The 18,687-nt window shown below is 70.4% G+C and carries 18 protein-coding genes; 12 read left to right on the top strand and 6 right to left on the bottom strand.

Annotated features, from left to right (window positions below; all coding sequences use genetic code 11):
* The first annotated feature begins 34 nt into the window (after window positions 1-34).
* From ABZ833_RS29040 to ABZ833_RS29030, 3 genes are all read left to right on the top strand, one after another.
* Window positions 35-631, top strand: coding sequence for a DUF5998 family protein (locus tag ABZ833_RS29040; RefSeq protein WP_249587281.1), 597 nt, complete (start codon window positions 35-37; stop codon window positions 629-631).
* Window positions 631-1,824, top strand: coding sequence for a nucleotide pyrophosphatase/phosphodiesterase family protein (locus ABZ833_RS29035; RefSeq protein WP_361052314.1), 1,194 nt, complete (start codon window positions 631-633; stop codon window positions 1,822-1,824). Before ABZ833_RS29040 ends, ABZ833_RS29035 begins: the two co-directional genes overlap by 1 nt.
* 73 nt (window positions 1,825-1,897) lie before the next feature.
* Window positions 1,898-2,548 carry a thymidine kinase gene (locus ABZ833_RS29030; protein ID WP_361052311.1) on the top strand — a complete coding sequence of 217 codons (651 nt, stop codon included), beginning with the start codon at window positions 1,898-1,900 and terminating at the stop codon, window positions 2,546-2,548.
* Between the two features lie 66 nt (window positions 2,549-2,614).
* On the opposite strand, the gene ABZ833_RS29025 is transcribed toward ABZ833_RS29030, so the two are convergent.
* Window positions 2,615-4,087 (bottom strand): NCS2 family permease, encoded by a 1,473-nt coding sequence (locus ABZ833_RS29025; RefSeq protein ID WP_361052308.1) that lies wholly within the window; start codon window positions 4,085-4,087, stop codon window positions 2,615-2,617.
* 274 nt (window positions 4,088-4,361) lie between these two features.
* On the opposite strand from ABZ833_RS29025, the gene ABZ833_RS29020 reads away from it, so the two are divergent.
* Window positions 4,362-5,054: a helix-turn-helix transcriptional regulator gene (locus ABZ833_RS29020; RefSeq protein ID WP_361052305.1), complete on the top strand. Its 693-nt coding sequence runs from the start codon at window positions 4,362-4,364 to the stop codon at window positions 5,052-5,054.
* A gap of 26 nt (window positions 5,055-5,080) precedes the next feature.
* On the opposite strand, the gene ABZ833_RS29015 is transcribed toward ABZ833_RS29020, so the two are convergent.
* Complete coding sequence (locus ABZ833_RS29015; protein WP_361052303.1) at window positions 5,081-5,887, bottom strand: VOC family protein; 807 nt, start codon at window positions 5,885-5,887, stop codon at window positions 5,081-5,083.
* Between the two features lie 322 nt (window positions 5,888-6,209).
* Here ABZ833_RS29015 and ABZ833_RS29010 point away from each other — a divergent pair, with 322 nt between their 5' ends.
* A complete protein-coding gene (locus ABZ833_RS29010) occupies window positions 6,210-7,064 on the top strand; it encodes a sulfurtransferase (RefSeq protein WP_361052300.1) in 855 nt (284 codons plus the stop codon).
* A gap of 75 nt (window positions 7,065-7,139) precedes the next feature.
* Here ABZ833_RS29010 and sepH read toward each other — a convergent pair whose 3' ends face one another.
* Window positions 7,140-8,237 carry a septation protein SepH gene (gene sepH / locus ABZ833_RS29005; protein WP_361052297.1) on the bottom strand — a complete coding sequence of 366 codons (1,098 nt, stop codon included), beginning with the start codon at window positions 8,235-8,237 and terminating at the stop codon, window positions 7,140-7,142.
* A gap of 461 nt (window positions 8,238-8,698) precedes the next feature.
* Here sepH and ABZ833_RS29000 point away from each other — a divergent pair, with 461 nt between their 5' ends.
* Window positions 8,699-9,883 carry a hypothetical protein gene (locus tag ABZ833_RS29000; RefSeq protein WP_361052294.1) on the top strand — a complete coding sequence of 395 codons (1,185 nt, stop codon included), beginning with the start codon at window positions 8,699-8,701 and terminating at the stop codon, window positions 9,881-9,883.
* Window positions 9,884-9,911: 28 nt separating this feature from the next.
* Here ABZ833_RS29000 and ABZ833_RS28995 read toward each other — a convergent pair whose 3' ends face one another.
* A complete protein-coding gene (locus tag ABZ833_RS28995; protein WP_361052292.1) occupies window positions 9,912-11,240 on the bottom strand; it encodes a D-arabinono-1,4-lactone oxidase in 1,329 nt (442 codons plus the stop codon).
* Complete coding sequence (locus ABZ833_RS28990) at window positions 11,191-12,438, bottom strand: MFS transporter (RefSeq protein ID WP_361052289.1); 1,248 nt, start codon at window positions 12,436-12,438, stop codon at window positions 11,191-11,193. The genes ABZ833_RS28995 and ABZ833_RS28990 overlap by 50 nt, the downstream gene beginning before the upstream one ends.
* Window positions 12,439-12,593: 155 nt before the next feature.
* Between ABZ833_RS28990 and ABZ833_RS28985 the strand changes: the two genes are divergently transcribed.
* The gene (locus ABZ833_RS28985; protein WP_361052287.1) at window positions 12,594-13,721 is read left to right on the top strand and encodes a ferrochelatase; all 1,128 of its coding nucleotides are present in this window, start codon (window positions 12,594-12,596) and stop codon (window positions 13,719-13,721) included.
* A gap of 23 nt (window positions 13,722-13,744) precedes the next feature.
* Window positions 13,745-14,557, top strand: coding sequence for an inositol monophosphatase family protein (locus tag ABZ833_RS28980; RefSeq protein ID WP_249587271.1), 813 nt, complete (start codon window positions 13,745-13,747; stop codon window positions 14,555-14,557).
* A gap of 97 nt (window positions 14,558-14,654) precedes the next feature.
* Here ABZ833_RS28980 and ABZ833_RS28975 read toward each other — a convergent pair whose 3' ends face one another.
* Entirely contained in the window at window positions 14,655-14,828 is a 174-nt protein-coding gene (locus ABZ833_RS28975; protein WP_167357823.1) for a hypothetical protein, read from the bottom strand.
* Between the two features lie 308 nt (window positions 14,829-15,136).
* Here ABZ833_RS28975 and ABZ833_RS28970 point away from each other — a divergent pair, with 308 nt between their 5' ends.
* From ABZ833_RS28970 to ABZ833_RS28955, 4 genes are all read left to right on the top strand, one after another.
* Window positions 15,137-15,790 carry a response regulator transcription factor gene (locus tag ABZ833_RS28970; RefSeq protein ID WP_135331070.1) on the top strand — a complete coding sequence of 218 codons (654 nt, stop codon included), beginning with the start codon at window positions 15,137-15,139 and terminating at the stop codon, window positions 15,788-15,790.
* A gap of 6 nt (window positions 15,791-15,796) precedes the next feature.
* Entirely contained in the window at window positions 15,797-17,029 is a 1,233-nt protein-coding gene (locus tag ABZ833_RS28965; RefSeq protein ID WP_361052282.1) for a HAMP domain-containing sensor histidine kinase, read from the top strand.
* A 393-nt stretch (window positions 17,030-17,422) separates the two neighbouring features.
* Window positions 17,423-17,719, top strand: a complete 297-nt coding sequence (locus tag ABZ833_RS28960) for a DUF4193 domain-containing protein (protein WP_055544889.1) — start codon at window positions 17,423-17,425, stop codon at window positions 17,717-17,719.
* Window positions 17,720-17,732: 13 nt separating this feature from the next.
* Entirely contained in the window at window positions 17,733-18,662 is a 930-nt protein-coding gene (locus tag ABZ833_RS28955; protein WP_361052277.1) for a hypothetical protein, read from the top strand.
* Window positions 18,663-18,687: the final 25 nt, after the last annotated feature.

The raw sequence follows: 18,687 nt of genomic DNA, 5'->3' as shown, positions 1-18,687 counted from the left end.
GTGGGGCACCGTATGCCCTCCGCCGGGTCGTAGGATGGACGGCATGGCAAAGACCGGTACGACGACCCAGGGGCTGCGCGCGGCGATCGAGCGCAGTGGCTACTACCCGGCCCTCGTGGCCGAGGCGGTGGAGGCCGCGATCGGCGGCGAGCCCATCGGGTCGTTCCTGGTCCACCAGGAGACCACGTTCGACGCGAACGAAGTGCGCCGGCACGTGACGGTCCTCGTCCTGACCGGCACCCGCTTCATCGTCAGCCACACGGACGAGCAGGCGGCGGACAGCACGTCGCCGACTCCGTACGCGACGACCTCCACGGAGTCCGTGAAAATCGGCCGGATCTCGTCCGTCGTCGTCAGCCGTGTCGTCGCCAACCCCGAGAAGTACGTCCCGGGCTCGATGCCCCGCGAGGTCGTCCTGACCATCGGCTGGGGCGCCGTGTCGCGCATCGACCTGGAGCCCGCGGCCTGCGGCGACCCCAACTGCGAGGCCGACCACGGCTACACCGGCAGCTCCACCGCCGACGACCTCAGCCTGCGGGTCAGCGAGGCGGGCGACGGTCCGGACACCGTGCGCCAGACCCTGGCCTTCGCGCAGGCACTGTCCGAGGCGACCGCGGAGACCGCCCGCTGATGCCCCTGCCCGCCTGGGACGACGTGCAGCCGCTCTCCCTCGACTCCGCACCCCTGCCCGAGTACGGCGCGGGCTCCCTCGCCGACCTGCTGCCCACGCTCGTCTCCCACCAGGGCGTCGAGGGCTTCGCGCCCGTCATCCCGGAACTCGCCCCGGCCGACCGGAACTGCGTCTTCCTGATCGACGGCCTCGGCTGGGAGCAGCTCCGCGCCCACCCGGACGAAGCCCCCTTCCTGACCTCGCTCATCAGCTCCTCACGGGGCGGTACGGGACGTCCGATCACCGCGGGCTTCCCCGCCACCACGGCGACCTCCCTGGCCTCGGTCGGCACGGGCCTGCCGCCCGCGTCGCACGGCCTGCCGGGTTACACCGTCCGCAACCCCGCCACCGGCGAGCTGATGAACCAGCTCCGCTGGAACCCGTGGACGGACCCGCGCAAGTGGCAGCCGTACCCCACCGTCTTCCAGCAGGCCCACGCCGCCGGCGTGCACACCGCCCAGGTGTCGTCGCCGACCTTCGAGAGGACCCCGCTCACCAAGATCGCGCTGAGCGGCGGCAGCTTCCGGGGCAAGCTCTCCGGCGAGGACCGCATGGACCTCGCGGCCGAGCAACTGGGCGCGGGCGACCGCTCGCTGGTCTACACGTACTACGCGGAAGTGGACGGCAAGGGCCACCGCTTCGGCGTCGACTCCGACGCCTGGCGCGGCCAGCTCATGTACGTAGACCGCCTGGTCCAGCGCCTGGCCGAGCAACTCCCGCCGCGCAGCGCCCTGTACGTCACCGCCGACCACGGCATGCTCGACATCCCCTTCGACGAGCAGTCCCGCATCGACTTCGACGAGGACTGGGAGCTGCGCGCCGGCGTCGCCCTCCTCGGCGGCGAGGGCCGTGCCCGCCATGTGTACGCGGTGCCGGGCGCCGAGAACGACGTCCTGACCGTCTGGCGCGAGGTGCTCGGCGAGCAGTTCTGGGTGGCGAGCCGGGACGAGGCGATCGCGGCGGGCTGGTTCGGCCCGCCCGGAGCCATGGACGAGCGGGTGTACGGACGCATCGGCGACGTCGTGGCGGCGGCACACGACGACGTGGCGATCATCGCCACCGAGAAGGAACCGAAGGAGTCGGCCCTGGTCGGCATGCACGGTTCGATGACCGCCGTCGAGCAGCTCGTGCCGCTCCTCGAAGTACGCCCCTGACCGGGGCCCCCGGGTGCACACTGTCCCCTCGTACGCCCCGAAATCCGTACGCCTCGAAAGGCCTCAACTCCCCATGCCCGAGCTGGTGTTCTTCTCCGGAACGATGGACTGCGGAAAGAGCACGCTGGCTCTGCAGATCGAGCACAACCGCTCGACCCGCGGCCTGAAGGGGATGATCTTCACCCGTGACGACCGCGCGGGCGAGGGCAAGCTCTCCTCGCGGCTCGGCCTGGTCACGGACGCGATCGAGGCCGCGGACGACTTCGACTTCTACGCCCATCTCGTCGACCACCTCTCGCAGGGCGGCCGCGCGGACTACGTGATCGCGGACGAGGCGCAGTTCCTCGCCCCCGGGCAGATCGACCAGCTGGCCCGCGTCGTCGACGACCTGGGCCTGGACGTCTTCGCGTTCGGCATCACCACGGATTTCCGCTCCAAGCTCTTCCCCGGCTCGCAGCGCCTGGTCGAACTCGCCGACCGCGTCGAGGTGTTGCAGGTCGAGGCCCTGTGCTGGTGCGGTGCGCGTGCCACCCACAACGCCCGCACCATAGGCGGTGCGATGGTCGTCGAAGGCGCCCAGGTCGTCGTCGGGGACGTCAACCACGCGGTGGACGAGGTGGGTTACGAAGTGCTGTGCCGCCGTCACCACAGGCGCCGGATGACGAGCGCCTCGGCGCACGCGGCCGCCCTCTCTCCCGATGTGCTGCCTGTCGGCCCTGCCTGAGCGGTGCTTCGGCGGTGACATCCGTGCGCGTCACCGCCGAGGCCGCCCGGCCACCGGAGTCCCGGGTCACTTCACCCCGAGCAGCTGCTCCAGTGGATCGATGGCGAAGTAGACGAGGAAGAGGGTCGCCGTGCCCCACAGCAGCCAGTGGACCTCACGGGCCTTGCCCAGGCAGGCCTTGATGGCGACGTACGAGACGAACCCGGCGCCGATGCCGTTGGTGATGGAGTACGTGAACGGCATGACCGCGATGGTCAGGAACGCCGGGACGGCCAGTTCGTAGCGGTCCCAGTCGATGTGCTTGACCTGGGTCATCATCAGGAATCCGACCGCGACGAGAGCGGGCGACGCGGCCTGCATGGGCACCATGGTCAGGACCGGGGTCAGGAACAGGGCGAGGGCGAACAGGCCTCCCGTGACCAGGTTCGCGAAGCCGGTGCGGGCGCCTTCTCCGACGCCGGCCGCCGACTCGATGTACGTGGTGGCGGAGGACGACGAGGACGCACCGCCCACGACGGCCGCCGCACCGTCGATGAGCAGCACACGGCCCAGGCCGGGAACCTGGCCGCGCTCGTCGAGGAGACCGGCCTCGGCCGTGACGCCGACGATGGTGCCCATCGTGTCGAAGAAGTCCGACAGGATGAGGGTGAAGACGAGCAGAACCACCGTAAGGACGCTCACCTGCCCGAAGGAGCCGAACAGGTCGAAGTCGCCGAGGAGGCCGAAGTCGGGCGCGGCGACGGGCTTGTCGGGCATCGACGGCGCGGTCAGGCCCCACGACTTGACGTCGGCGATTGCGTTGACGGCCACGGCGAAAACCGTTGTCACCACGATGCTGATGAGGATGGCGCCCCTCACCTTGCGGGCGAGCAGGACGACCGTCAGGAGCACACCGAGGCAGAACACGAGCATGGGCCAGCCGGTCAGTGAGCCGGTGCCGAGCTGGACGGGCACGGTGCTGTTCGCTGCGTCCGGGACCCGTGTGACGAACCCCGCGTCGACGAAGCCGATGAACGCGATGAAGAGGCCGATCCCGACGCTGATGGCCTGCTTGAGCGGCTGTGGGATGGCGTGCATGATGGCCTCGCGCAAGCCGGTCATCACCAGGAGGCAGATCAGAAGGCCTTCGAGCACGATGAGGCCCATCGCGTCGTCCCAGCTCATCAGCGGCGCGATCTGGAACGCCACGACGGCATTGATTCCCAGGCCCGCGGCCAGGGCGAGCGGCAGATTGCCGCCGACGCCCATGATCAGGGTCATCACCGCGGCCACGAGAGCCGTGGCGGTCACCAGTTGGGCCGCGTCCAGCTGGTTGCCGAACTTGTCCTCGGTGCTGCCGAGGATGATCGGGTTGAGCACAAGGATGTACGCCATGGTGAAGAACGTGGCGAATCCGCCGCGTATCTCCCGGCCGTACGTCGAACCCCGTTCGGTGATGCGGAAGAACCGGTCGAGCGGGCCTCCGGGATACGTCGGCGGGGCTTCGGCGGGGCGTGGCTGGCCGAGCGGCCCGGAAGGACCTGTCGCGCTGGTCGTCATGAGCGTTTCTCCTGGACCGACAGATGGGGACGTGAGACGGAGAGGGCGCCGGGGAGCATGTGAGCGGTATTGGGGGAACGCACATACGACGCCTCGCGAGCGGATCATACGGGGGCTCGTCACGCCCTCAACTCCGGCCTCATTACTGGGCAGTACAGGCTATTTGAGCTCTTGTGACTTCCTACGAACTTGACTGCGACGCATGCGCGAAAAACGAAACAAAGGCGACAGGTGACGTGGAGTTAACGGCCGTAACTCCATAGTGTCTGGCCCCGTGCACCCACCACCACCGTTCAATGCCCGGGCCGCCCGGCTGCTCCGCGAGAAGCTCGACATGGCCCCCGGCCATGTCGCCTACGGCATGCGTGTCTCCTACGGCTTGGAGTACGTCTCGCCGGACCATGTCACCGCATGGGAGCAGGGCAGGGCGGTGCCCACGTCGAACGAGCTCGCCGCGCTGGCCGGTGCGTTGTGGTGCGCGCCCCATGAACTCATCGGCGCCCCGCGGACTCTGCGGGACCACCGCCTCGCGGGCGGGCTCGCCATCGAGGACGTGGCCCGGGCCACCGGCCTCGACGTGCGTGCCTACCAGCACATGGAGGAGACCAACACGTGGACGGGCAACCGGCGCCAGTCGGCGCATCTCGGGTCCGTGCTGAAGCTGGGGCCACGGGATTTCGTGGCCGTCACCGGCCTTGAGGACGAACTCGCCCGACTGCTCGTGGAAGCCGTGAGCACACGGTGGCAGGCGCACATCCGCCCCATCGCCAAACTGCTCTCAATGGAGCGCCACGATCTGCAGGAGCCCCTCAAGGCCATGCACCAGGAGTACCAGTCCCTCCTGACGGCCACCCTCGGCCGGGTCGGCAACGCCGCCGCGTCGGGCGAGACGGGGCGGCGCTACCTGGAAGACATCGTCGACCACTTCTGGTCCAGAACCTCCGGTCGTGATCCCGGCGGGATGTGACCACAGGACGGCGGGGCTTGCGGGGGTCAGCTCTCCGAGCGCACCAGCGTGAAGACCGCGCCCTCCGGGTCGGCGACCGTGGCCACCCGCCCGTGGGTACCGGCCCGCGCGGGCTTGACGACATGTCCGCCGAGTTCGACGACCCGGTCCACCGACTCGTCCACGTCGGCCACTTCGAAGTACGTCATCCAGTGCGCGCCCCGGTCCCGCGGCAGGGCCTGGCCCATGCCGTGCACCGAGGCCACGGGACGGCCTTCGACCTGGAGCGTCACATAGTCGAAGTCGGCCGAGACGACAGCCTCCTCGGTGTATCCGAAGACCGCTTGGTAGAACTTGACGACGCCTGCCGTCTCATGGGTCACCAGTTCGTTCCAGGCGGGCGCGCCGGGCTCCCCGACGAGGGCGCCGCCCAGGTGCTCCGCCGCCTGCCAGATGCCGAACACCGCGCCCGCGGGGTCCACCGCGATGGCCATCCGGCCGGCCGGGCCCGCGTCCAGCGGGCCGACGCCGATCGTGCCGCAGCAGTGCCGCACGGCCTCGGCGGTCGCGTCCACGTCGTCCGACGCCATGTACGGCGTCCAGGCGATCGGCAGATGGTGATCGGGCGGCAGCTGACCGATCCCGGCGACCTCGTGGCCGTCGAGCAGCGCCCGTACGTAGGGCCCGAGCTGCTCAGGGCCAGGCCGGAACTCCCAGCCGAACAACGCTCCGTAGAACTCCTGGGTCGTGGCCAGGCCATGCGCCATCAGGCTCACCCAGGTGGGTGTGCCGGGCGTGCGGCGGACGGCCCCCAAGCCGTCACGCTGACCCGTCGACCCCCGTGCCTCCGTCATCGTCACTCTCTCCTCGGCCCGTCATGGTGGCCGCTCGGCTTCCGCTTTCGAACGCGCGTACCTATGTCGCGCGTTTGCCCGCCCGTGCAGATGCTCGCACCACCTGTGGCGCCGCGCCCTCCGGCCGCGCCGCTTGCCCCGGCTCCGCTCAGAGGATGCCCGGTTTGCCGTTTCTCATCCGTTGACGCGCGATTGCTCAGTGGTGTCGTTCGGCAGTACACGGCGTGCCCGGTTCCGTACGCCGCGTGTTCGGCGGTCGTCCGGCGGAGCAGGGTAGCCGGACCTGACCGATGCGGCCACCCCGTACGCAAGGATGGGTCCCATGAATGCCATCATCTCCGCATCCGAACTCGCGAGCGACTTGGCGGGCGAGAACCCGCCAGTGCTCCTGGACATCCGCTGGCAGCTGAGCACCGCCAAGGCCGCGGGCGCCCCCGCTTTCGACGGCCGCGCCGAGTACGAGAAGGGCCATGTCCCCGGGGCGGTCTTCGTCGATCTGGACGCCGATCTCGCGGGCCCGGCGGGCTCGGCCGGACGGCACCCCCTGCCGGACGTGGAGCGCTTCGGATCGGTGATGCGGGCGGCCGGGGTCTCGGCGGACCGGGACGTGGTCGTGTACGACGGCGGGCAGGGCTGGGCCGCCGCACGCGCCTGGTGGCTGCTGCGCTGGACGGGGCATCCCTCGGTGCGGGTGCTCGACGGCGGGCTGGCGGCGTGGAGCGGCCCGCTGGAGGCGGGGGACGAGCGCCCGGAGGCCGAGGGCTCGTTCGTCCCGGAGACGAACACCACGGACCTCCTCGACGCCGACGCCGCGGCGGCCCTGGCCCGCTCCGGGCTGCTCCTGGACGCCCGCGCGGCCGAGCGCTACCGCGGTGACGTCGAGCCGATCGACCGCGTCGGCGGCCACATCCCGGGCGCGGTCTCCGCGCCGACCACGGAGAACGTCACGCAGGACGGCACCTTCAGGCCGGCCGCCGACCTCGCGGAGCGCTTCAACTCCCTGGGCGCGTCCGGGGCTTCCGAGGTCGGCGTCTACTGCGGCTCCGGTGTGTCCGGCGCCCATGAGGTGCTCGCGCTCGCGGTGGCGGGGATCCCGGCGTCGCTGTACGTCGGCTCGTGGTCGGAGTGGTCGTCCGACGAGTCCCGTCCGGTGGCCAAGGGTCCGGATCCGCAGTAGGGGGCTGCACGTGGTCGGGGCCCCGCACCATGCAGGTGCGGGGCCCCGACCACGTACGACGACGTACTGCTTCTGCTACTCCTGCTTCTTGCGGCGCGTGCCGAAGACGATCTCGTCCCAGCTCGGCACCGCCGCGCGCCGCCCGGGACGGACGCCGTCGGCCTCCGCCTGGCGGTCGGTGGTGCCGACGAGGCGGTCGCGGTGGCTGGCCACCGAGCGCGGCATCAGGACGTCCGCGTACGCGGAACCCGCCCCGGCCGACGCCGCGGGGGGCTCCTCGGCCTCCGGGTCCTGCTCGGGCTCCTCCGACGGCGGGAGATCCGTGGTCGGCAGCGCGGGGCGCTCCGGCACGATCATGTCGCCCCGGAAGCTCGGCACCGCCTCCAGGAGGCTGGTGAGCGAATCCCGCTCCGACTCGGACACGGACGCGGTCGCGGCGGTTGCCGCACCCTCCTCCGCGGGCTCCGGGGGCATCGGCGCGCTCGGGCGCTCCAACTGCCGGTCCAGGGCGCGGTCGAGCGGCCGGTCGAGCGAGGGCCTGTCCCGGGGCAGCCGGGCGATGCGCGGCACGAACGGGAAGCTGGGCTCGGGCGCGGCGATGTCGTCCGTCTCGCCGATCAGCGAGCGCGCCTCGTCGTCCACGGCCTGCACGAGCCGCCGTGGCGGGTCGTACGTCCAGCTCGCGGAGTGCGGTTCGGTCGCGACGCGGTAGACGAGCAGGACTTCCCACGTGCCGTCGTCACGGCGCCAGGAGTCCCACTGGATCGTTTCCTTGTCGGCGCCGCGCAGGAGCAGTCGCTCCGAGACGGCCTCGCCGAGCTGGGGTCCGGTGTTCTCGCCGGGACGGCGCACGGGGGTCTTCCGGGCCCGCTCGGCCATGAAGGCGCGCTCGGCGAGCACGGGTCCTTCGAAGCGGCGGACGCGATCGACGGGGATTCCGGCGAGCGAGGCGACTTCCTCCGCGCTGGCACCGGCACGTATCCGTGCCTGGATGTCGCGGGGGCGGAGGTGGCTCTCCACCTCGATCTCGATCTGGCCGAGACGCGGACGGTCGCCGCGCACCGCTGCGCGCAGCCGCTCGTCGATCGGAAGCGTGTACTCCGTGCTGTCCGCAGCTTTGAGCACCAGCCGTGTGCCGTCGTTGCTGACGGCCACGACACGCAGTTCGGGCATGGGAACCTCCCGGGTGGTGCCTGCCGACGTCACGTGCGTCGCTGCTTCCGCTAGTCGAGTGTGGCCTGCCCGGGTGCAGCCTGCCACAACCTTGCCGAGTTGCCCGGCGTGTCGGGCGTGGGCCCAAGGTCGCCGTTATGGCACGGTTACCTCTTCGCAACTCTCAGTGACCACTTTGGTCACCCTGTGCAGCGAGCCCCCTCCCGGCGGTCCTGGAAGGCCCCGGGCACCCAGGTGGGAGACCGGACCCAGGGCTCGCAACAGTACTCCATTCGGGCCACGCGGGTGGTCCGCCGCGCCGCCGAAGTTCTCGCGGGGGACGGGAGTTGGCGCCCCGGGATACCCGGGCAGGGTGGTGCATGAGTGGCACACTTCACGGAATCTCCAGAATCGGAACTATCCCCTTCACCCATACGTCCCTTCTCGTGCAATCAGTCGAGAAAGGCAGGCAAGGGTCGGAGATGCGTGAAAAGCCGGATTCCGGCGAGGAATCCAAGGGCCAGGAGGAGCCGACGGAGAAGCGGCGCCTTGATCTGAGTCTGCCGCAGGTCGCGGGCAGCGCCGTCGCCGCCGTCGTGGGGGCGAAGCTCGCCGCCAGCTTCGGCGTCTACGGCACGATCCTGGGCGCCGGCTTGGTGAGCGTGGTCGCGACCTGCGGAGGCACGATCTTCCAGCACTTCTTCCGGCGCACGGGCGAGCAGATACGTGACGTCGCGGTGCAGGCCAAGCCACGGGCCCAGCAGGTCCCGCTGACCGACGGCTCGGGTGCGCCGGTGGCGCAGACGTTCCGGGCGGCGGCGTACACGGGAGCGACGGCGCACGCCGGAGCGGGGCCCGTGACGACGACATGGGGGAGAGCGGTCGAGCCGGACGCCACCTCGGTGCTGCCTCCTGCCGTCGACGCGGATCGCACGAACGTGCTGCCGGTGGTGGATCCCGACGCGGACCGCACGACCGTGCTGCCAGTGGCCGATGCCGATGCCGACGCCGAGAAGACGCAGATGCTGGGGTCGGTCGACGCCACGCAGCTGGTGCCCCGGGACGACGCGACGCGCGTGCTGCGCCAGGCGGCCCCGGTGGAGCCGGTGCAGCCGCCGCTCCCCTCGGAGGAGTTCACCGAGGGCATGACGCATCGCACGCAGATCCGAAGCTGGAAGCGGCCGTTGGTCGCCGCAGCGGTCGTCTTCGGTGTGGCCATGGCAGGCATCACGACGTACGAGATCGTCTCCGGCGAGGACTTCAGCGGGGGCAAGGGCACCACCATCAGCAACGGCGTCACGGGCAACAACGGCTCGCGGAATGAGCCCTCCACTCCCTCGACCGACCCCTCCGAGCAGCCGTCCGACGGTCCTTCCACGGGTACGGACGACGGTTCGCAGCAGGACGGTGGCGCGTCGCGGGAGCCTGACGGAACGGACGCGCAGTCGCCGGGCAGCGGAAACGGGAACGACTCGGACTCCGGTTCGAAGGACGACCCCGACAAGGGCTCGGACTCCGGCTCCGGCTCGGACTCCGGTGACGACGACGGTTCGAAGACGGACCCGACTCCCACGCCGACCCCCACCCCGACTCCGACGCCCACCCCGTCCAGCGGCGACACCGGCAGCGGAAACGACGTACAGCGCGGAGAGACCGTCACCCCGTAGGCGGCGGTCCCGTTCATCCCGGGCCGCCTCAGTCGCCCAGGACGCGGCGCAGGTAGTCGTTGCCGAACAGGCGGTCCGGGTCCAGGCGGTCGCGCAGGGCCGTGAACTCGGCGAAGCGCGGATAGGCCTGCGCGAAGTAGTCGGCGCCGCGCGTGTGGATCTTGCCCCAGTGGGGCCTGCCCTCGTGCGCGGTGAAGATCCGCTCGGCGGCGGTGAAGTACGCCTGGTAGGGCGTGCCCCGGTACATGTGGACGGCGATGTACGCGCTGTCCCGGCCCGAGGCCGTGGAGAGCGTGATGTCGTCCGCGGGAGCCGTGCGGACCTCCACGGGGAAGCTGATCCGCAGATTCGAGCGCTCCACCATCGTCTTCAGCTCGCGCAGCGTCTCGACCAGGGCCGCCCGCGGAACGGCGTACTCCATCTCCACGAAGCGCACGCGGCGCGGGCTTGTGAAGACCTTGTAGGGGATGTCCGTGTAGGTGCGGGCGGAGAGGGCCTTGCTGGAGATCTTGGCGATGCCCGGGATGGTCGCGGGGACGGCCCTGCCGATGGTGTTGACCACCTGGAAGAGGCCGTTGGAGAGAATTTCGTCCTCTACGAAGGCGCTCACCTTGCCGGGAGGGGCGGCGGGGCCCACGCTGCGGTTGTTGCGCTTGGTGGTGCAGTTGCCGGTGTGCGGGAACCAGTAGAACTCGAAGTGTTCGTTCTCGGCGTGGAGCGCGTCGAACTCGCTCGTGACCTTGTCGAAGGTCATCGGCTCCTCGCGGGCGGTGAGGAAGAAGACGGGCTCCACGGCGAAGGTGATCGCGCTGATCACGCCGAGTGCGCCGATGCCGATCCGGGCCGCCGCGAAGACCTCGGGATTCTCCTTCTCCGAGCAGGTGAGGACCGTACCGTCCGCCGTGACCAGCTCAAGTGCCTTGATCTGTGCGGAGATCGACGCCGAATCGCGGCCCGTGCCGTGCGTCCCGGTGCTGATCGCGCCGGAGACCGTCTGCTCCATGATGTCGCCCATGTTCGTGAGCGACAGTCCTTCGCGGGCGAGCGCCGCGTTCAGGCGCTTGAGCGGAGTGCCCGCTTCCACGGTGACGGTGCCGGCCTCGCGGTCGATCCTGCGGATCCCGGTGAGGAGTTCGGGGCGTATCAGGAGGCCGTCGGTGGCCGCGGCCGCCGTGAAGGAGTGGCCGGTGCCGACCGGCTTCACCCTGAGGCCGTCGTCCTTGGCCTGACGCAGCGCGGCGCTGAGTTCGTCGACCGACGCGGGGGTGACCTCCCTGGCCGGGCGGGCGCTGACGTTGCCCGCCCAGTTACGCCACGCCGCTGTGCTCTTCCCGCTGCTGCCCGCTGCCGTGCTCATGGGTCCCTCCCCGTTGCGGAACCGGCTTCTTCAGCCGGCGATACCCCAGGAACCCGACCGCCACCGCGACGGCCCCGGAGAGACCGGGGACCGCGTACCCGGCGTCCGATCCGGCCGCGTCGATGACCCAGCCGGCCGCGGAGGAGCCGAGCGCGACGCCGACCGCGAGTCCGGTGCTCACCCAGGTCATGCCCTCGGTCAGCTTCGCGCGTGGTACGTGCTGTTCGACGAGGGCCATCGTCGTGATCATGGTCGGCGCTATGGAGAGGCCCGCGATGAACAACGCCACGGCCAGAAACGGAAGGTTCCCGACCAACTGAAGCGGGATCATACTCACGGCCATCGCACAGACACCCAGCAGCCACCTCGGGGCGGGCGCCCCCTTGAAGTGCATGAGTCCGAAGGCGGCCCCGGCCACGCACGAGCCGAGCGCGTACACCGCGAGCACCAGGCTCGCCATCGCCTTGTGGCCCTGGTCCTCGGCGTACGCCACCGTCACCACGTCGATCGACCCGAAGATCGCACCCGTCGCCACGAAGGTCGCGACCAGGACCTGGAGCCCGCCGGAGCGCAACGCCGAGCCCTTGGTGTGGTGTTCACGCCCGTGCGGCACGGGCTCGGTGGCCCGCTGGGACGTCAGCCAGAAGACGCCGACGGCGAGGAAGACCCCGGCGAGCAGCGGCCCCGCCTCGGGGAACCACACGGTGGAGAGCCCGATCGAGATGATCGGCCCGAAGATGAAGCAGATCTCGTCCACCACGGACTCGAAGGAGTACGCGGTGTGCAGCTGCGGGGTGTCCCGGTAGAGGACGGCCCAGCGCGCCCTGATCATCGAGCCCACGCTCGGCACGCAGCCCACCAGGGCGGCGAAGGCGAAGAGCGTCCAGTCCGGGGCCGCGTACTTGGCGCAGAGCAGGAGTCCGGCGACTGCCGCCAGGGAGGCCAGGGTCGCGGGCCGCAGGACCCGGCGCTGGCCGTAGCGGTCGACCAGGCGCGAGATCTGCGGGCCGATCGCGGCGGCGGAGAGCGCGACGGTCGCGGAGAGCGCGCCCGCGAGTCCGTACCGCCCCGTCAGCTGGGACACCATCGTCACGATGCCGATGCCCATCATCGACAGCGGCATCCGGCCGAGGAAGCCTGCGGTGGAGAACCCCTTGGTGCCGGGGGCGGCGAAGATGGCGCGGTAGGGGCTTGGCACGTGGAACTCCGCTGAGGCGCCGGGGCGGCTCCGTGCGGACCACGGGCGGAGCTGCTCCGGTAAGGCGTAAAGATGGCCCATACAGCTTACGGCTCCGACAGGCCCGGCCGCACCGTGATTTTCGGCTGTCAGCGGCGGGTGGCAGGATCGGATGTATGTCCGATGCGCTTGATGCCTCTCCCTATGACGCCCTGCTGCTGCTCTCGTTCGGCGGCCCCGAAGGCCCGGACGACGTCGTCCCGTTCCTGGAGAACGTGACGCGGGGCCGCGGTATCCCCACGGAGCGGCTCAAGGAAGTGGGGCAGCACTACTTCCTCTTCGGCGGGGTCAGCCCGATCAACGACCAGAACCGCGCCCTCCTGGACGCCCTGCGCAAGGACTTCGCGGAGCACGGCCTCGACCTGCCGGTCTACTGGGGCAACCGCAACTGGGCGCCCTACCTGACCGACACCCTGCGCGAGCTCGTCCAGGACGGCCACCGCCGCGTGCTCGTCCTGGCGACCAGCGCGTACGCCTCGTACTCGGGCTGCCGTCAGTACCGCGAGAACCTGGCGGAGTCCCTCGCCGTGCTCGCCTCCGAGGGCCTCGACGTGCCGCGCGTCGACAAGCTGCGGCACTACTTCAACCACCCCGGCTTCGTCCGCCCCATGATCGACGGGGTCCTGAAGTCCCTGGCCGAGCTCCCCGACGACGTACGCGAAGGGGCGCACCTCGCCTTCACGACGCACTCGATCCCGACCGCGGCCGCCGACAGCTCGGGCCGCGCCGAGGACCACGGGGACGGCGGCGCGTACGTCGAGGAGCACCTGGACGTGGCCCGGCTCATCGCCGACGCGGTGCGCGAGGAGACGGGCGTCGAGCACCCCTGGCAGCTCGTCTACCAGTCGCGCAGCGGCGCCCCGCACATCCCGTGGCTGGAGCCGGACATCTGCGATCACTTGGAGGAGCGGCACGTCGCGGGCGCGCCCGCCGTGGTGATGGTCCCGATCGGCTTCGTCTCGGACCACATGGAGGTCCTGTACGACCTCGACACCGAGGCCGAAGCGAAGGCCGCGGAGCTGGGCCTGCCGGTCCGCCGCTCGGCCACCGTCGGCGCTGATCCCCGGTTCGCCGCGGCGGTGCGTGACCTGGTCCTGGAGCGCGCCGCGACGGAGAACGGACGCAAGGTCGCGCCCTGCGCCCTGGGCGCGCTCGGCGCGAGCCACGACCTGTGCCCGGTGGGCTGCTGCCCCTCGCGCGCCCCGAAGCCCGCAGCCGCGGGCGCCGACAGCCCGTACGCGTAACTCACGAAGGCACCAGGAGCACCGTGACCGACCCCGCAGACCAGCAGCTGAAGGCCGAACTCCTCGGCGCCGCCCTGGAGGCCGCGCACCGAGCCGGTGCCTTCCTGCGCGACGGGCGCCCGGACGACCTGGGCGTGGCCGCCACGAAGACCAGCGCGGTCGACGTCGTCACCGAGATGGACATCGCGTCCGAGAAGCTGATCACCGACTTCTTCGCCGAGCGCAGGCCGGACGACGGCGTGCTCGGCGAGGAGGGCGCGAGCTCCGAGGGCAGCAGTGGCGTCCAGTGGGTGATCGACCCGATCGACGGCACCGTCAACTACCTCTACGGACGCCCCGACTGGTCCGTCTCCATCGCGGCCCGCAAGGACGGCGAGACGCTCGTCGGCGTGGTGCACGCCCCGATGCGCGGCGAGACCTACCGCGCGGTCCTCGGAGAGGGCGCCTTCGTCAACGACAGGCCCGCGCACGTCCGCCCCGCGCCCCCGTTCGAACAGGCCCTCGTCGGCACCGGCTTCGGGTACGTCGCCCAGCGCCGCGCCCACCAGGCCGAGGTGGCCCGGCAGCTGATCCCGCTGGTCCGGGACATCCGCCGCGGCGGCTCCGCGGCGATCGACCTGTGCGACGTCGCGCTCGGCCGCCTGGACGCGTACTACGAACGTGGCCTCAACCCGTGGGACTTCGCGGCCGGCGACCTCGTCGCCCGGGAGGCGGGCGCGCTCACCGGCGGACGCCCCGGCCAGGCCCTCTCGGGCGAGCTGACCGTCGCGGCCCCGCCCGGCCTCTTCGAGGATCTGCAGGGCCGCCTGGAGGAGCTCGGCGCCTGGCACGACTGACCGGCCGACCGGCCCTGCCGGACGTCCGCACACAGAAGGGCCCCGGCATCTCGTCCACAGATGCCGGGGCCCTTCGGTTTACGGCTCGCGTAATGGGTCAGGCGTGCAGTGCGCCGACCTCCACACCGTGCTCGGCGGCGAGGCGGTGGAGATCTTCCAGCTCCGCCTGCTCGACCTCGGCAAGGAAGTCGTCGCCCGTCTCACGGGCCTTCGTGAGGTCGGACTCCGTGGCCTTTATGCGCTGCAGCAGTCCTGCGGTAAAAGCGTCCATGGTTGCGCCCCCTCGGCTGGGTCGTGGGTCGATGGCACGGGGGTGTGCCCTCAAGGAAGGGGCGATCACGTCTCAAGCCGCCCGCCCTGCGGAAAGCGGGTTGTGGCGCGCCACATACAAAGCGTGATCGCGGGTGTGAGGTCGTCCTCCCCGGGCTCCCTTCCACGGAAACCTCAACCGTCGGAGAAAATCCCGCATTCCCCTGCCAGGACTCCGCCTTACAGCCGGTTTATGGCCGAAAGGGGCAGGATGGAGGCCACACCCCACGAACAGACCTGCCCGCAGGGGCACAGAGGAAGGACAGCGCCGTGCGCGTACTCGTCGTCGAGGACGAGCAGCTGCTCGCCGATGCGGTGGCCACCGGACTACGCCGGGAGGCCATGGCCGTCGACGTCGTGTACGACGGAGCGGCCGCCCTGGAACGCATCGGGGTCAATGACTACGACGTCGTGGTGCTCGACCGGGACCTCCCGCTCGTGCACGGCGACGACGTCTGCCGCAAGATCGTCGAGCTGGGCATGCCGACCCGCGTCCTGATGCTCACCGCGTCGGGCGACGTCAGCGACCGCGTCGAGGGCCTGGAGATCGGCGCCGACGACTATCTCCCCAAGCCCTTCGCGTTCAGCGAGCTCACGGCACGCGTGCGTGCCCTCGGCCGGCGTACGAGCGTGCCGCTGCCGCCCGTCCTGGAGCGCGCCGGGATCAAGCTCGACCCGAACCGCCGCGAGATCTTCCGCGACGGCAAGGAGATCCAGCTCGCGCCCAAGGAGTTCGCCGTCCTCGAAGTGCTGCTGCGCAGCGAGGGTGCCGTGGTCTCCGCCGAGCAGCTGCTCGAGAAGGCCTGGGACGAGAACACCGACCCGTTCACGAACGTGGTCCGGGTGACCGTCATGACCCTGCGGCGGAAGCTCGGCGAGCCCGCCGTCATCGTGACGGTGCCCGGCTCCGGCTACCGGATCTGATCCCCGGTGGCCGCGACCCCGGCGCCACCAGCAGCGCCTCCGAAACCCACCTGGGACCCCAGGAAGGCCGAAGCGCCCTTCCCGTGGCTGCGTCCCACGATCCGTATACGCCTCACGCTGCTCTACGGCGGCATGTTCCTGATCGCGGGCATCCTGCTGCTCTCGATCATCTATCTGCTTGCCGCGCAGGCCCTGAACGTGGGCAGCGACCTGCCGTTCAAGATCGTCTCCGGCCAGGTGGCCAGCGACACGTGCAACTTCCCGAGCTCGCCGTCGGCCGGTGAGCTCAACAACGCCATGAACGCCTGCGTCAACGAACAGCGCCAGCACGCCCTGGACAACCTCCTGAGCCGCTCGCTGCTCGCCCTCCTCGGGCTCGCGGTGATCGCCTTCGCCTTCGGTTACGCGATGGCGGGCCGCGTCCTGTCGCCGCTGGGCCGCATCACGCGCACCGCGCGCAGGGTGGCGGGCACCGACCTGTCCCGGCGCATCGAACTGGACGGTCCCGACGACGAGTTGAAGGAGCTCTCGGACACCTTCGACGAGATGCTCGACCGCCTGGAGCGGGCCTTCACCGCCCAGCAGCGGTTCGTCGGGAACGCCTCGCACGAACTGCGCACACCGCTCGCGATCAACCGCACGCTGCTCGAGGTGCACCTCTCCGACCCGGGGGCGCCGCCCGAGCTCCATCAGCTCGGCAAGACGCTCCTGGCCACGAACGAACGCAGTGAGCAGCTGGTGGAGGGTCTGCTGCTGCTCGCCCGCAGCGACAACCAGATCGTGGAGCGCAAGCCGGTCGACCTCGCCGAGGTCGCCGACCGCGCCGTCGACCAGGTGTGGTCCGAGGCGGACGCGAAGGGCGTGGAGATCCGGGGGGAGCGGGCCCCGGCCGTCGTCCAGGGCAATGGCGTCCTCCTGGAGCGGATCGCCCTGAACCTCGTCCAGAACGCCGTCAGGTACAACGTGCCGGACGAGGGATGGGTCGAGGTCACCACGGAGGCCCAGCACGGCCAGGCGGTCCTGGTGGTGACGAACACGGGCCCCGTGGTGCCCGCCTACGAGATCGACAACCTCTTCGAGCCGTTCCGGCGGCTGCGGACCGAGCGCACGGGCAGCGACAAGGGCGTCGGACTCGGCCTGTCGATCGCCCGGTCGGTGGCGAGGGCCCACGGGGGCCGTATCATCGCGGAGCCGCGCGAGGGGGGAGGGCTCGTGATGCGAGTCACCCTTCCTCTCTGAGATGCTGCCGCGGACGCGCCGACGTGTTCGCTTTGCGCGGAATTTTCGGGACCTGTTCCTGGAGGTTCCATGTGCGATCGATCACAGGGGCGAATTTTCGGCCATCTACTCTCCGTGATCGTGAAAGTCGTTGGAAAGCCGGGAAAATCCGGGTTTTCAGGGGTCTTGATCACGGGAAGTACACGGGGTGGCGCCTGTGAAGTGCGACATTCGGACCGTGTACGGTCCCGATCGCCATCCAAACCGATCACCTCTTCAGGGGTGCGGTTGGGTGTCGATTGAGTAACAGACCTTGATGTGAGGCAAAATCTCCGCCTCAGGTCGGGCACAAGTCCGGCCTCTCACGCGTTACGAGCGCTGAGACACCGCAGACACCCAGAGGGGGAGAGCGACATGGCAACGGACTACGACACCCCACGTAAGACCGACGATGACGTCAACGAGGACAGCATCGAGGAACTCAAGGCACGTCGGAACGACAAGTCGACGTCGGCCGTAGACGTCGACGAGTTCGAGGCCGCAGAGGGCCTTGAGCTGCCCGGCGCGGACCTTTCGAACGAGGAGCTCGCCGTTCGGGTGCTCCCGAAGCAGCAGGACGAGTTCACCTGCATGAGCTGCTTCCTGGTGCACCACCGCAGCCAGCTGGCCAGGGAGAAGAACGGCCAGCCGATCTGCCGCGACTGCGACTAGGGCAGGGTCGGCCGTGACAGGCTCGACCCCGCCAAGGAAGCGCCGCTTCCGCAAGCGCGGAGCGGACCAACCGAACGCTGCCGACGGCGGCGTACGTGACGACGAGCGGGGCTCTTCCCCCACAGGAACAGCCTCGCTCGGACCGGCGAACGCACCAGCGGTGGCACACGACGAGACGGCGGCCGACAAGGCGTCCAGGGCCAATGGGTCCAAGGGCCGCGTTGCCGCCGTCACGGACGGAGTCATGGCGGGCGTGCGCATGAGCGGACGCGGCGCCAAGGCCGGCATCGGCTATCTCGCCGACCGGATCATCGAGAACGCCCCGCGGGTCCCGGTCCGCGACCTGGGCACCCTCCGCAAGCAGTTCCCGGGCCTCGACCCGGAGCAGCTCGCGGACAAACTCATCTCCGGCGCGGCCAACGGAACCTCGACGGTCGGGGCCGGAGTCGGCGCCGCGGCGATGATGCCCGTGCCGCCCGCGATGCCCGCGGAGATGGCCGCCGAGATCACCGGCGTAGCGGCCATCGAGCTCAAGCTGATCGCCGAACTCCACGAGGTCTACGGCCTGCGTCCGCCGGGCAACCTCAAGGAGCGCAGCACCGCCTACCTCACCGCGTGGACCGAGGAGCGGGGCATCGACGTGGTGAAGCCCGCGTCGATCAACGCCGCGCTCGGCGGCCAGATGAAGCGCGAGCTGCGCCAGCAGATCATGAAGCGCATGGTGCGGAACCTCCCGAACCTGATGCCCTTCATGGTGGGCGCCGCAGTGGGGGCGGTCATGAACCGCCGGGACACCAAGAAGCTCGCTGAGCGGGTCCGTGCGGACCTGCGGAGGGCGCAGGTGCCCTGGGACGCCCTGCCCGAGCTGCCGCCCCTTGAGCAGCCCGTGAGGCCTCTGGACCCGCTGCACCCCGGTCGCCTGCGCAAGGAGCTGGGGCGCTGACGCGGCAGACCCCGCAGCACGTCCC

The sequence above is a fragment of the Streptomyces sp. NPDC047525 genome, assembly GCF_040643025.1.
Lineage (GTDB): Bacteria > Actinomycetota > Actinomycetes > Streptomycetales > Streptomycetaceae > Streptomyces > Streptomyces durmitorensis.
The sequence above is the reverse complement of the archived record's forward strand: the minus strand, read 5'-3'. Positions and strand labels throughout refer to the sequence as shown.